9 protein-coding genes are annotated in these 13,863 nt (G+C 62.9%); 3 read left to right on the top strand and 6 right to left on the bottom strand.

All coding sequences use genetic code 11. The features are described from left to right. Positions 1-11 precede the first annotated feature (11 nt). Entirely contained in the window at positions 12-947 is a 936-nt protein-coding gene (locus ACLH0H_RS17660; RefSeq protein WP_411378974.1) for a chemotaxis protein CheV, read from the bottom strand. A 541-nt stretch (positions 948-1,488) separates the two neighbouring features. Here ACLH0H_RS17660 and ACLH0H_RS17655 point away from each other — a divergent pair. The 3 genes from ACLH0H_RS17655 (at position 1,489) to ACLH0H_RS17645 (ending at position 3,828) form a co-directional block, all read left to right on the top strand. Beyond that, positions 1,489-1,938 carry a hypothetical protein gene (locus tag ACLH0H_RS17655; RefSeq protein ID WP_411378973.1) on the top strand — a complete coding sequence of 150 codons (450 nt, stop codon included), beginning with the start codon at positions 1,489-1,491 and terminating at the stop codon, positions 1,936-1,938. 340 nt (positions 1,939-2,278) lie between these two features. After that, the gene (locus tag ACLH0H_RS17650) at positions 2,279-3,172 is read left to right on the top strand and encodes a sensor histidine kinase (protein ID WP_411378972.1); all 894 of its coding nucleotides are present in this window, start codon (positions 2,279-2,281) and stop codon (positions 3,170-3,172) included. After that, a complete protein-coding gene (locus ACLH0H_RS17645) occupies positions 3,169-3,828 on the top strand; it encodes a response regulator (RefSeq protein ID WP_411378971.1) in 660 nt (219 codons plus the stop codon). The genes ACLH0H_RS17650 and ACLH0H_RS17645 overlap by 4 nt, the downstream gene beginning before the upstream one ends. Here the strand turns inward: ACLH0H_RS17645 and yegS are convergent. The 5 genes from yegS to ACLH0H_RS17620 all read right to left on the bottom strand — a co-directional run bounded on the left by yegS (position 3,787) and on the right by ACLH0H_RS17620 (position 13,861). Further along, positions 3,787-4,707 (bottom strand): lipid kinase YegS, encoded by a 921-nt coding sequence (gene yegS, locus ACLH0H_RS17640; protein ID WP_411378970.1) that lies wholly within the window; start codon positions 4,705-4,707, stop codon positions 3,787-3,789. The genes ACLH0H_RS17645 and yegS overlap by 42 nt on opposite strands. 90 nt (positions 4,708-4,797) lie before the next feature. After that, positions 4,798-5,343, bottom strand: a complete 546-nt coding sequence (locus ACLH0H_RS17635; protein ID WP_411378969.1) for a hypothetical protein — start codon at positions 5,341-5,343, stop codon at positions 4,798-4,800. Between the two features lie 32 nt (positions 5,344-5,375). After that, positions 5,376-5,702, bottom strand: a complete 327-nt coding sequence (locus ACLH0H_RS17630) for a hypothetical protein (RefSeq protein WP_411378968.1) — start codon at positions 5,700-5,702, stop codon at positions 5,376-5,378. 24 nt (positions 5,703-5,726) lie between these two features. After that, on the bottom strand, positions 5,727-6,038 hold the full coding sequence (locus tag ACLH0H_RS17625; RefSeq protein ID WP_411378967.1) for a hypothetical protein: 312 nt from the start codon (positions 6,036-6,038) through the stop codon (positions 5,727-5,729). 41 nt (positions 6,039-6,079) lie between these two features. Further along, the gene (locus ACLH0H_RS17620; protein WP_411378966.1) at positions 6,080-13,861 is read right to left on the bottom strand and encodes a hemagglutinin repeat-containing protein; all 7,782 of its coding nucleotides are present in this window, start codon (positions 13,859-13,861) and stop codon (positions 6,080-6,082) included. Positions 13,862-13,863: the final 2 nt, after the last annotated feature.

Genomic DNA, 13,863 nt, shown 5'->3' with positions numbered 1-13,863 from the left:
CCACCCTAAGGTCAAGCGAGCACTTCGTCCAGCATCAAACGCTGACGCACTACATCCACCAGCTTGTCGGGCTGGAATTTGGACAGGAAGTTGTCGCACCCGACCTTTTTCACCATCGAGTCGTTGAAGCTGCCCGACAGCGACGTGTGCAATACCACGTAGAGTTTGCGCAGGCGCGGGTCGTTACGGATTTCGGTGGTGAGACGGTAGCCGTCCATTTCGGGCATTTCGGCATCGGTGAAGATCATCAGCAGCTTATCGGTCATCACCTCGCCGCTGTCGGCCCAGCCCTTGAGCATGTTCAAAGCCTTGAGGCCGTCGCTGGCGATGTGCATCTTCACGCCCAGTTGGCCGAGGGTGTCGCGCAGTTGCGAAAGCGCTACGTTGGAGTCATCCACCAGCAGCACCTCGCGGCCACGGGCGCGCTCCAGTACCGGGTCTTCAAGTTTTTCACGGGAAACCTTGGCGTTGTACGGCACGATCTCGGCCAGGACTTTTTCCACGTCGATGATTTCCACCAGTTGGTCGTCGACCTTGCTGATGGCGGTGAGGTAGTGCTGGCGCCCGGCGCTGGCCGGCGGCGGCAGGATGGCTTCCCAGTTCATATTGACGATGCGGTCCACGCCGCCCACCAGGAAGGCCTGCACGGAACGGTTGTATTCGGTGACGATAATGGTGCTGTTGGGCCCCGGCACCAGCGGGCGCATGCCGATGGCCTGGGACAGGTCAATCACCGGCAGGGTCTGGCCACGCAGGTTGACCACGCCGCACACGAAGGGGTGGCGCTGGGGCATCAACGTCAGCTTGGGCAATTGCAGGACTTCCTGCACCTTGAACACGTTGATGGCGAACAACTGGCGACCGGCCAGGCGAAACATGAGGATCTCCAGGCGATTCTCACCCACCAGTTGCGTGCGTTGATCTACCGTGTCGAGAATGCCGGCCATTGAAAGCTCCTGATGCGCTAAAGGGTTGTGCAGTTCACATAAGGTGGTTATCGGCGGCGAGCGCCAGACCTTGACCCCAAGTAAAATGCCACGTAAATACATTGATGTCACACTGACATCATGGTTTACTGCATTTGCCTTCTACACAGAGCGGTACAGCGTCGTTGCGCGACATTCTATTCGACGCGGAGTTCCGCCATGTAGGGGATTCCCCTATACGCAATCAGGCCCAACCTGATATTCGCAGTATCTAATAGCCATTAATGTGACGCCATTCTCAATGCATGAATGGAGTCAGGCTTTTGTTTGCCATACCAAGCCCTCGACCCGCGGGTCTTCCAGACATCCGGATGTCAACAATCGAAGGTGCGCAATCGACCCCACTCATGAGGGTCGCGCGCAGCTGTCGCCTGCACTCTCATAAACGTCCTACTGAAAAGTCAGAAGCAACCTACAGATTCCAGTCTCATTTCAGCGCTAGTTTTAAGCCATTCACCCAACGCGGCATCTCATCACCCGACCTTATGTTGCGGAGACTTGCATGATGAACAGCGCAAATGAATGGCAGACCACGCTTCCCGAGTTCTTGCTGGAAGCGCAAACGCTGCTGGCCAAATCAGAAGAGTGCTTGAGCCACCTGCAGCTGATTCGCGACGACAGCGATGCCATCGACTGCATGAAGTCGAGCCTCGCCAAACTGGCCGAGAAGGCCGACAGCCTGGCCCTGCAGGCGATCAGCGAGTTCTCCCGACATATTCAATACCTGATCGCCAACGCCGCCTGCCCCATGCAGTTGCATGATCAGGCGCTGGAGGCCTTGCACGCGTGCCTGACGTTGCTGGCGTGGCAATTGGAACTGATCGATACCCGCACGGGCGAACTGGGCATGGATGAGAGCGAGCAAGCGAAATTGATTGCAACGGTCACGCTGCAAATTCCGCAGAAAGAGTTCACTTATAAACCTGAGCAACCTGTGCACCGCGTATCTTGAACGCTTGCGGTCGGGTTTAACCCGACATTGTCTGGATAACGACAACGCCAACTCGTTTATTGGCGGGAATAGCCGCAGAAGATATCAATTAGCCACTAACCTGAATATATAACCCACCACTCTCACAACTCTGGGAATACCGCCCGGGGTATTTGCGCGGCCAATAATTTTGCAAGGCACCGCATCAGGCGACCGACGGTAATAGTGGTGGTACTATGCTCGACTCGAAGTGACTCAACTTCATAGGCATGAAGACGATCCGACTACGTATTCCAAATAAAGCCCGGTCAGCCGCCGTGACCGGTCTTCCCGCAGCGAACCCTCATTGGCTCCATCCGCTATGTACGCCAGCCTAAAGACCCTCATCGCCAGGTTCGCGTCCTGCAGCAATGCACGCTGCTGGATCATCGCCCTGTGCCTTGGCTCGCTGTTGCTGAGCCTGTGGGCCTATACCCGCTCCGCGCCGCTGCCATTACTGGTGATTGTGCTCAACCTCGCCACGCTGATGGTGGTCGGCCTGCAGCAGTGGCGTTCACGCACATCCATCAAGTTCCAGCCCCAGGAACTGGCCGACCGTTTGCTGCAGGTGCAGGAAAACGAACGCCACCGCCTCAGCCGCGAACTGCATGACGATATCGGCCAACTGCTCACCGCCGCCAAGCTGCAAAGCGAATGGCTCAAGCGTCGCCTGCCCGAAGACCTGCAAAGCCAGTGCACGGCGCTGTGCGACACCTTGAATGAAACCCTGGCCAAGGTGCGCGATGTTTCCGCAATCCTCAACCCCCGTCAGCTGGCCAGCCTGGGCCTGGAAGCCAGCCTGCGTGCGCACCTGCTCAAGACCCTGGAAAACACACCGGTGTGCTGGAGCCTGGAATGCCAGCAACGACTGAACGGCATCCCGGAAGAAATGGCCGTGGCGGCCTTTCGCATCACCCAGGAAGCGGTCACCAACGTGCTGCGCCACGCCCAGGCGCGCAACCTGCTGGTACGCCTGCAACGCCTGCCCGAGGGCTTGTCGTTGAGTATCTGCGATGACGGCCAGGGCTTCTCGCCCGCCGCCAACCCGGGCCTGGAAGGCCAACGGGGCATGGCCGGCATGGCCGAGCGGGTAGATCAGCTGGGCGGCACCTTGTCCGTCAGCAGCCAGCCAGGCAAAGGGACCCGGATCGACGCGCTCTTCCCCTGGTCGCCCCGCGCCCTCGAACGGGCCAGTTCCCCTAAGGTTTCCGAGTGAGCTGCACATTACTCCTGGTGGATGACCATGCACTGATCCGGGCCGGCGTACGCGCGCTGGTCCAGGACATTCCCGGCTACACGGTGATCGGCGAAGCCAGCGATGGCGCGCAATTGCTTGAGCAGTTCAGCACATTGCTGCCGGATATCGTGCTGCTGGACCTGTCGATGAAGCACACGGGCGGCCTGGACGCCTTGCAGCAGCTCAAGCGCGCCTACCCCAAGAGCCGCGTGCTGATCCTGTCGATGCACACCGAGCCGGAACTGATCATGTGCGCGCTGGAGTCCGGCGCCCATGGCTACTTGCTCAAGGACACCACCGCCAACGAGCTGGAACACGCGCTGCTCGCGTTGTGCAATGACGAACGCTACCTGAGCCCGGCGATCGCCCACACCGTGATAAGCCAGGCGCTGGTGCGCGGCCAGGGCCCGGCCACACCAAAGGCTCAAAGCCACAACCTCACGGCTCGGCAGTTGGAGATCCTGCGTCTGGTCGTGCGCGGCAAGTCCACGCGGGAAATCGCCCACGGCCTGGGCTTGAGCATCAAGACCGTGGAAGCCCACCGCTCGCAGATCATGAAACGCCTGCAGATCTTCGATGTGGCGGGCCTGGTGCTATTCGCGGTGCGTGAGCAGATCATCAGCCTGGACGACTAGCGGCGAACCGACTGGCAGGTGCACACGCAAGGCCTTGGGCAACACTTCGAAGTGCAGGTCGTCACCTTCCAGCGGCTCACCATCGAGGTTGATGTACAGGCCCTGCGCAACCTTGATATTCACCCATGGCAGCCGCGCACGGACGAACATGGTGTCCAGGCCCCAGCCGTTGGTCATCAATTCGCGAAGCGTACCGACCACTTCCTGGGGCGCCGGCAGGATGCTGACGTCCAGCAAGCCGTCATCCGCCATGGCACCAGGGCACAACTCATGCCCGCCGCCCGCCTGGCGACCATTGCCGATACCCAGCGCGAGCAGCTCGCCCTTCCAGTGGAAATCCGGGCCTTCCAGCTCGCCATAGGCGGCTTTCAACTCACTGAAACGCGACAGGCCGGTGAACAGATAGGCCGCGCCACCGAGGATTTTCTTCAAGTCTTCGGAGGTATTGGCGGTGACCTGGCTGCCAAAGCCGCCAGTGGCCATGTTGAGGAAGATCTGCCCGGCGACCCGGCCAAGGTCGATTGCCCGCGCCGGCACGTCCAGCAGCGCCAGCGCCGGGCCGGGCTCCAGCGGTACACCGGCGGCCTTGGCGAAATCGTTGGCGGTGCCCAACGGCATCAACACCAGGCTGGCGTCGGTCCTGGCCAGGGCCATGGCTTCGGCCACGTCGCGCAAGGTGCCGTCGCCGCCACCGGCAATGATGTGGGTGTAGCCTGCGGCCAACGCTTCGTTAACCAGCCGCCCGGCGTCGCCGCCCTCCCAGGTCACCCGTACCGCCAACTCCCCACCCTGCTCGCGCCGCGCCTGCACAGCCGCTCGCACGTCCTCGTTGAGGGCTTGCTTGCCATGGAGGATCAACAGTGCCTTGGGGGTGCTCATGGGGAAAACTCCTGGGTTCAAAGGTGCATGCAGGATGTTGACCTTTGAGGAGTAGGAAAAAGTCACTGAGCCTGGAAATTAATTGGCGGGCTAAAAATTGTCCATCGCATTGCACATGGCTATTTTCCCGGTGGGCGGGGGGTTCACGGCCACCCATTGCTTGGCGCCCGCCGGCAGTTCATGCAGCTGGAACGAGCAGTTCGCCGACATTGAGCCCTGCACCATGTAATCCGCACCGGGGCGCGGTACGAAGCTCATGGTGCTGAAGCATTGCCGGGAATACTGCAGGCGGCCCAGGTAGTGGAACGCAATCGGCTTGTTCGCCGGCACCAACAGCTCCGACGTCACCGCTGCCTTCCACGTGTAGACCGGTCCGGGCATGCCGAGTGTTTCGCCGTTATGGTCGGGGAAGCCGGATTTCACCGACGCCATCACTCCAGCGCCCGGCACATTCCAGTCCAGGCAATCACGCCCCGGCACCGCGCGCACCATGCCGTCGGTAATCACCCGGACGCGCGCGGTCTCACCCGATTGCGGCGGCGCATAGGCAGTGCTGAGGGAGCGAATATTCGCCACCTGGCCGCACCCGGTGAGCAGCACCAGCAGCGTCAGGGGAACGGCAGGTAAAACGGTCATGGGCATTCAACTCAAAAAGGACAAGGCGCCGGTCAGGGCTGACGGCAGTTCTGGCTGACCGACAACTGCGGCGCCGGCTCGTAGCTCACGCGCTGCAGCCCATCGGCGCCCTGGAACATGAAGTACTTGATGCGGCAATCCTTGAACATTTTCGAATAGCCCTCGGCCCGAAACCCCTGGCCGTCGACCTGTTTGGTCACCGCGTTGTTGCGGCTCACCACCGCGAGCACCTGCTGGTAGCTGTCACCCATGTTCACCCCGGGCTCGCCGGTGATGGCCGCCGAAGACGCGCACCCGCCCAGAGTGGCCGCCGCCAGCAGCAGTGCGCTGCCGTACAGTCCATTGCGTATCTTGCTCATCTCTTGCTTCCTTTTAGTCGAAGATTAACGGCGGCCGTCGCACACCGGGGACTCACCAATACGGCCAAGCTTGCACAGGTCCAGGCCGTCCTTGCGTTTGAAGCCTGCGTCCTTCATGCAATAAAAGCGCGTGAGTCTTTCATCGATGGGCGAACGGTCCCCCGCGCCATCCAGGTTGGTATACCCGCAGGCCCGCATGGCATCGTCGACACCCTGCTGCGAAACCCCGCTTTTTTTCCATTGGGTGAAGTCACCGGGCGGCGGCTGAAAGCCCCTGCCCGTGCAGGCGATCAGCGACAACGCGCAAACACTCAACAGCAGTTTCATCGTGGACATGGTGCTCTTCCTTATGGACGCGTTTGGCACAGGGGTATTCATCATGACTGCGGTTTGACCCTGATGAACTGCGGCCGGCCCTCGGGCGAATTGGTCCAGTACTTGGCGCACGCTTCGCCGCCATTGGCGTAGCAGTTATGCGCGGTATTTTCCGCACCGAAAACCTTCAGCCACTCCCACACGCGGTTACTGCCCTCAGGAATGTTGCCGCCGGTCCCGGGGTTGAAACCGACGAGGGGCGCGCGGGCCACCGGGTCGAAATTGTGATTCTGGTACTGCAGCCCCATATTCTCGCGTTGCTCTGCGGAGGTCACGCTGGAGCGATCCTGCAATATCTCCAGCAACGTATCGGCTTTTTGCACCCCATACGCGGCACCGAAGAAGTCCATCGCCGTATCGCTTAGCATGCCCACGTTGGCGGGATCACGTGCCAGCGATTCCATGGCGTTGCCCGTGGTCATGGTGCCCCGGCTGTGACCGTCGATGTGCAGCCCGCCCTGACCGAACTGGACCATGTATTCCTTGGTCTGCACGGTCGCGTTGGACAAGCCCCAGAAATCGTTCTCGAGATTTTTCTGGTACGCCGCAATCATCAGCTCCGAGGTGAAGTTGTTGGCCTTCTCGAAGTGGATCAGGTACTGCGGCCCGGTACCAGCCGAGCTGTGCTGCTCGGCATATTTGGCCGCACCGTCGGCGTCGTTGAAGATGCCGTTGTTGGCGATGTGCACCTTGCCGTCCGGGCCGGGCTTGAGGTGTTGTTTCTCCTCGTCGCTCAATTCGCGATAACGAATCTTCTTGTTTTCATCGCGCATCGCATTGCCGTTCTCATCCTTCATGACCTCATAGACCCTGGCCTTCTCAAGGAAAATCTTGCGATACGCCTCGTCCGCCAGCAACGAGACCTGGCGATACAGCTCACGCTTGATCTCCTGCTCGGCCTCGACCTTGCGCCCCATTTCCGCCACATCCAGACGATCCACGGCGGCGTGGGCGGCCTCGGTGTTGCGGTTGAGGTCGGCAATGGTCTCGTCGACGCTCATGCCAGCGACCACGCGCTGGCGTTCGGCGTTGGTGATGACCAGGGTGCCGGCGCTGATGGCGCTGCGGGTGTCGGTGGCCTCGGAATCGGACTCCGAGGCATTGTTCAGGCTATTGGCAAGCAGCGCCTTGGCGGTGCCGAGCTTGCCGTCGAGCATGTCCGAGCTGAGGTCGACACCGGAGGTCTTGGCACTGGCTTCGGACACGTTGCGGATGTCCGACACGGTCAGGGTGCCGGTGGTCAGACTGTTCTTGCCGTCGGCGATGGCCTTGTCGGAACTGGCGATCACGCCGCCCTTGAGGTCGGTATTGCCGCGCACATTCAGGTCGAAACCGCCGTCGCCGGCGCGGATGCCCGATTGTTCGATGACACTGGCGAAGTTGGACTTCTGCTTTGTGTTCGTGGAACTGAAGCTGGCCGTGGCGGCACCGGCACACACCGGCGGGATGCAGATGCTGATCCCGGCGCTCATGCTCTTCTGCTCGGAGGCAAAGGTGCTGGTGTCCTGCAGGCTCTCGACATTCAGGTCGCCGCCGACATCGGCCTTGACCGTGTTGCCCGAGACCACCGCGCCGCGCAGGGTCGTGTCCTTGCCGGAAATCAGGCTGACCTGATCCCCCGCTGTCACGTGGGTGTTGCTCCAGACCAGGTCGTTGCCGTCGGCATTGCCACGGCTCTGGGACGCCGAGGCGTTGAAGCTCAGGCCGTTTTTCTCGCCGCCGAACGAAATACCGATGCCGATGCTGCCGTTGATGCTCTTGTTGGTGCTGTGCTGCTCCATAGTGTTTTCGGCGCCCACCAACAGGATATTGCGGTCGGCCTTCAACAACACATCGTTGCCGGCGGTGATCTGGCTGCCCTGCACCGTCAGGTCTTTATTGCGCGTGCCGCCACTGGCAATGATCGACACGTCGTTGCCGGCGGAGACGGTCGAGCCGGCGGCGGTGTTGCCGTTCTGTTCGCTCTTGCTCTGGCTCTGATTGGTGCCCAGGGAAATGCTCAGGTTGATTCCGCCCATGGCCGCCGGATCGGCCGCGACCTGGGTGTAGGCATCGCTGGCGGACCACGCGGTGCTCAGCGCGGCCAGGGTTTTCATGCGCTTGTCGTCGGTGCGCTCGGAGGCTTGCTTCATGCGCTGCGCGGTCTGCACCGCATCCACCACCGGGCTGGTCAGGGTCAGGCTCACGCCGGTCTGCTTGAAGCGTTGTTCCTGTTGCTGCGAGCTGAGGTTGCGCGCCTCGAGGATGTTGACCTCGGAGGCCTGGATCGACACATCACCCTTGGGCGCCACGACGTTGCTGCCCACCTGGCGGTATTCGCCGCCCGCGCTGACCAGCACGTTGCCGTCGGTGGCGCCGAGGCTGCTGGCGGCTGCCGTGGTCTGCTGACTGCGGTCCTTGTTGGTCTGCTGCTGCGAGCCAATGGTGACGGCAATCGCACCGCCGCTGAACATCCCGCTCTTATTCACATCCTTGCTGTGGGATTCATCCAACTGCTCGGTGGCAGCGAGGACCTTGATGTCATTGCCCGCCGCCAGCACCGTGCCCGAGGTCGACACCACGTTGCTGCCGGTGAGGGTGATGTTGTTGCCGGCCTGCAGCACCGCCTGCTCGCCACTCAGGGTGGCGGCCTGAGCACGGGTCTGGCTGACCGTGTCACGGGTGGTGGTGGTCTTCTTGGAGAGCATGCCGTTGCTGCCGGTGACCTTGTGCGCCTCATCGGCGCTGTCAAAACGCTCGCTGGCCTCGACATTGATGTCGCGTACCGCGCTGACCACCACGGCTCCCGCCTCGCTGTTGACCACCGCACCGCGCGCCTGCACGTCGCGCCCGGCCCCCAGGCGAATATCGTCAGTGGCTTTCACCGCGCTGCCGACTTCATTGCGCCCGGCTTCCTTGCGCCAGTTGCTGCCATCCCACTGGTTGGCCTGGGTGTAGGACTCGCTCACCGTGGTCAGGTTGATGTCGTTGCCCGCCACCAGCGAGGTCTTGCCACCGACGCCGGTGTTGCTGACCTCGGCGCCTTGCAGGTTGATGTTGTTGCCGGCCGTGGCAATCAGGTTCGCCGCCGGGGCCGACACGTACAGCCCGGCCACCCGCGACAACGCGGTGCGCGTGCCCTGGTCGCTCTGGCTGTCGGTGCTGATCGAACGCACATTCAGGTCGTTGCCGGCATTGACGGCCAGGCTGCTGTTGGCGCGGATAACACCACCGATGTTATTCACGTCCCGGCTGGCATTCAGACTGACGTCGTTGCCCTGGATACGGCCACCGAGGTTGTCGAGGTTCTGCACGCTGATGTTTACGCCATCGCGCCCGGACAAACTGCCGGAGTTGACCAGGTCGCCGCGCACATCGAGGTTCAACGTGCGCCCGGCCATCAGTGCACCGGAACCGTCCACATCGCCTTCGCGAACCCGCACATACACCTGCGGCACCAGCACCTGGCGGACTTCGCCGCTGGCCAGGGTGACGTCCTTGGACACCAGCCACACGATGTCACTGGTCAGTTGGGCCATTTGCGCGGCGGTCAGTGCCACGCCCGGAATCAGCTTCCACTGATCGGCCAGGGTCACCGCACTGTCGATCATGCCGCGGTACTGCTCTTCGTCACTGGCGTAGCCGTCGACGAACCGGCGCCCGGTGAGTTGCGCCACTTGCTCGCGGATCAGCTTCTGTTCGTAGAAGCCGTCGCCCAGGCGCTGCTGGGTCGCCGCCGGGTCCAGGTTCAGGCGTTGCAGCATGTAGTCCGAAGACAGCCACTGGCGGTAATTGGCGAAACGCGGGTCGGTCTCCACCAGGTAACCGACGGTGCTCGTCGGGTGGGTGTGGAACAGGCTGCTGTCGGGCAGGTCCGGGTTAAAACCGCCGGTGCGGATCTGCTCCATACCGCTGGTGGCATTCTGCTGGGTCAGCGCCTGCACTTGGCTGATCGGCGTAACCGCGTAGGTTCGACCAGCCCCTGACAGGTCGCCGGTACCGGCGGTCTGATCGGTGACGTTGGCCAACACCAACGCACCGACCTGTGTCCCGCTGCCGTTGATCGCCGCGTAATCGGTGAACACGGTCGGGGTCAGCTTGATTTGTTGGATCAGCGGTGCCGGGGTGTAGGTAGTGACGCTGCGGCCCTGACGGTCGCGGCCTTTGCGCTGGATGCGATAAAAGTTGGTCAGGGTTCCGTTGTCGGTGGTGATGCGCTGGCCATCCACCTCGGTATTGGTCACGCTGCCGATGCTGCCGTTCAGGGCCTGCCCCGCGATGATCCGGCTCTTGTCGTTGATGACCTGATCGGCGATCAGGGTGAGGTTGCCACCGGCCAGCATCTGCGCAGGGTCAGACTGGGTGATCCGGGTTTCGGTGACTTCACGGGTGTAGTCGTAGCGGTTCCAGCGGTCTCTCACGCCCTCCGGCGTAACCAGGTGCTGCACTTCGTCGTTGTAGGTGGACACGTCGCCAGGCCCGTAGCGATTGGTCGAGCCTGATAGCTGGAACTCCTGCAATACCCCGCGCGATACCACCGCCGTCTCGGTTGCAAAGTGCTCGTTGGTGTTGCGAATCACCCTGGCGTTGGCCCCCAGATTCCCCAGGGCCTCAACGGTGGCGCTCGCGTTGTTGAGTTCCTGCGCCTGGCCGACGGCGTTACCGTTGGCGTCCAGCGCGCTGCCGATCACCAGATCGCCGGCACTGAAGATCAAGCCATGCTCGCGGTTGTTCACGTACTGACTGGCGATGTCCAGGCGGTTGCGCGCGGCAACCGTCGCAGCGGCCCCGCCTTCAAGGGTGTTGTTCAGCGTGGTGGCGGCGATGGACAGGTGATCGCCGTAGATACGTCCGGTGCCCAGGTTGTTCACGGTCGCGGCGTTGACCCGGGTGATTTCACCGTCGATCAAGCCACGGTTGTCGAGCTGCCCGCCCGCATTGACTTCCACCTGGCGCGCGCTGATAAGGCCGCTGCCGGTGTTGTCGAGGGTGTTGCTGTTCACGCGCAACAAGTTAGCGGCCTGGAAGGTGCCCTGGTTGGTCAGGCGCCCGCCGGTCTCGACGGTCAGGCCGCCGTTGGCCTGGAACAGGCCGCTGTTGACGAAGTCGCCGGCCAGCCGGAACGTCAGGTCGCCCAGGCTCAAGGCCCGGCCGCTACCACTGTAGTTGGCACTGTCCACGCCCAGCGCTTGCCCGGCGATCAGCGTGCCGCCTTCGTTGCTCACGGCCAGGGCTTTCTGCGCCAGATCGCGGTCGGCCACGGTCAGCAGACTGCCGGCGGAGACGACGCCCTGGGTGTTATCCAGGGTGCCGCGACCGGTGACGCTCATGACCGCATCGGAAACGATGGAGCCGACGCGGTTGGTGATGTTATCGGCATCGAGGGTGATGGACTGGCCCTTGATGCCCTGGTTGGCGCCCTGAGTCGAGCTATTGTCGACACTCCCGGCGGTGAGCAGCAGATGGCCGTCGGCCCGCAGCAGGCCGGCCTGGTTACTCACCGATTGTGCACCGACATCCAGGGCCTTGGCGCTGCCGATAAAGCCCTGGTCGTTGAGCAATTGCCCGGCGCGTACCGTGACCGTGTCCTGGCCAAGAATGCCGCCGTTGCTGCCCGAGTTGCGGTTGCTCAGCAACTGGCCGTGGGTGTCCAGCAACAGGCTCGACTTGGCCTGCACGATGCCGCCGTCATTGAGCAGCACACCGCTGTCGACCGTCAGCGTGTCGCTGGCGTTGAGCGTGCCCCGGTTGTTATTCAACTGCTGACCGTGGGTGTCGATCAGCAATTGCGCGCCGGTAATCACGCCGCCCGTATTGCTCAGGCCCTGGACGTTGAGGGTCAGGGCCTTGGTGGACTCCAGGCGGCCGCCCGTGTTGTCCAACGGCTGGGTGCGGCTGGTCAGCAGCAGGTCGCCCGCGACCGAACCGAGGGTGCCGCCGTTGTTGAGGATGCTGTCCGCGTTGACCGTCAAGGTCCGGGCCGCCGCGACCGTGCCGGCGCTGTTGTTCAACTGGCCGGCATTGACGTCCATCGTGCCGCCGGCGGTGATTTGCCCGCCGCGGTTTTCGAGGGTGCCGCCATTGAGGTACATCTGCGCGGCGGTCAGCAGCTTGCCGCTCTGGTTATCCAGCCGCTCATGGGCGGTGACGTGCAGGTCCTCCAGGCCACCGGATTGCACCAGGCCGGCGCTGTTGACCAGGGCATTGGCCGTGACGTCCAGGCGCCCGCCGCTGGCGAGGGTGCCACTGCTGTTATCCAGGTTGCGCGTCACGGTGACACGCATGCCGGTCTTGCCGGTCTGCACCCATTTGCCGGCGACGTTGGAAAAGTCCAACGCGTTGACGGTGATCTGCGCCGCGCCGACCTGCGCCGCATCGCTGAGCAAGGTCTGACTCGCGTCTGCGCTGAGGGCCTGCGCGGCAGTGATGCGCGCACGCCTCAGGTCAAGGTTGCCGGCGGTGCTGGTCAACGCCACGTTGCCGGCAGAGGTGATGCTGTCACTCAGATCAACCTGCGCCGCCGTGGCCGTGAGCTTCTCGGCCGCCAGGTTCTGGCCCTTGGCGCTCAAGGTTCCGGCCGAAGTAAGGGTCAGCGAGCCGGTGTCACCGAGCTTGCCGTCGCTGTCGACACCGGCGGCCAGTGCGGAACCGGCGTGGCTGCGAATCGCTGACTGCGCGCCCGTGGCCGTCACGCGGGTATTGCCCTTGGCCGACACGATGCCGCTGTTGTCGATGTCCCCAGCGGTTTGCAGGTGCAGGTCGGTCTGGGCAAACAGCGTGCCGCTGTTGTCGATGCCTTTGTCGGCCGTGGCCGTCAGTTGCGTGGCGCTGCTGATCTGGCCACGGTTCTCGATACGCCCGTCACTGCCGATCACCACTTCACCGGCACTGGCGCCGATCTGCCCGGCATTGCGCACGCCGACACCGGCACCGTTGCCCACCAGGGTAATCTTGCCGGCATACATGCCGCCCAGTTGCGCCACATCGATGGCGACCGCCGGGACGTCCGTCTGTGTGTTGTCCGTTGCCCCGGCCTTGATGCTCAGGTCCCTGGACCAGATCCCCGCGTTGACCTCGACGGTGCGCGCTATGATCTCGGTGTAGTCGGCACGGGTGCTGTCCATGCCAGCACCGTTGATGCTGACCTTGCCGCCCGAGACTTGGTAACCGCTAATCAGGCCGTTCTCGAACTGTGCGCGGCCGGTGGTCAGGGTCGCCCGGTCAGCGTTGATGAAGCCGCAACCGTCGCAGGCGATGCCCGACGGGTTGGCAATCACCACCTGGGCCTTGGAGCCGCCCACTTCGACAAACCCGCGCAATTGGCTGGGGTTGCTTGAATTGACTTCGTTGAGAATCACCCGCGCACTGCCGTTGACCAACGCACGGTTGCCTTCGATCCAGCCACCCAGCTGGGTCTGGCTGTTGGTCGCGCCGTTGTTGAGGATCACCCCGCGCTTGTCCACATCGAACTGCGAGTAGGTGTTGCGCGACACCCCTGCCCCGCTCGGCGCCGTGATGTTCACCACCGGGGCGCCGTTGCCGGCGGCACCGATGGTCGGGCGCTGGCCGGCGGGCGCCGAGCCGTCGGCCACCACCTGGGCCTGGGCGGGCGCCACCAGGGCGACCCAGCCCATGCCGACCATCAGCGCAAAACGCAGCGGCGTAAAGGTCGCCACCACGCTGCCGGCGCCCGACACAGCGCCCATGGTGCCGGGTGCCTTGCACGCGCTCTTGACGTTTTCGGCCACGACCATCATCAGGCCGCGCGCCTTGTTGAATACAATTCGATACAGATGCTTATTCATGC

This window comes from Pseudomonas sp. MPB26, from assembly GCF_046605355.1.
GTDB classification, from domain to species: Bacteria; Pseudomonadota; Gammaproteobacteria; order Pseudomonadales; family Pseudomonadaceae; genus Aquipseudomonas; species Aquipseudomonas cedrina.
This window is presented reverse-complemented; position numbering and strand designations above follow the sequence as displayed.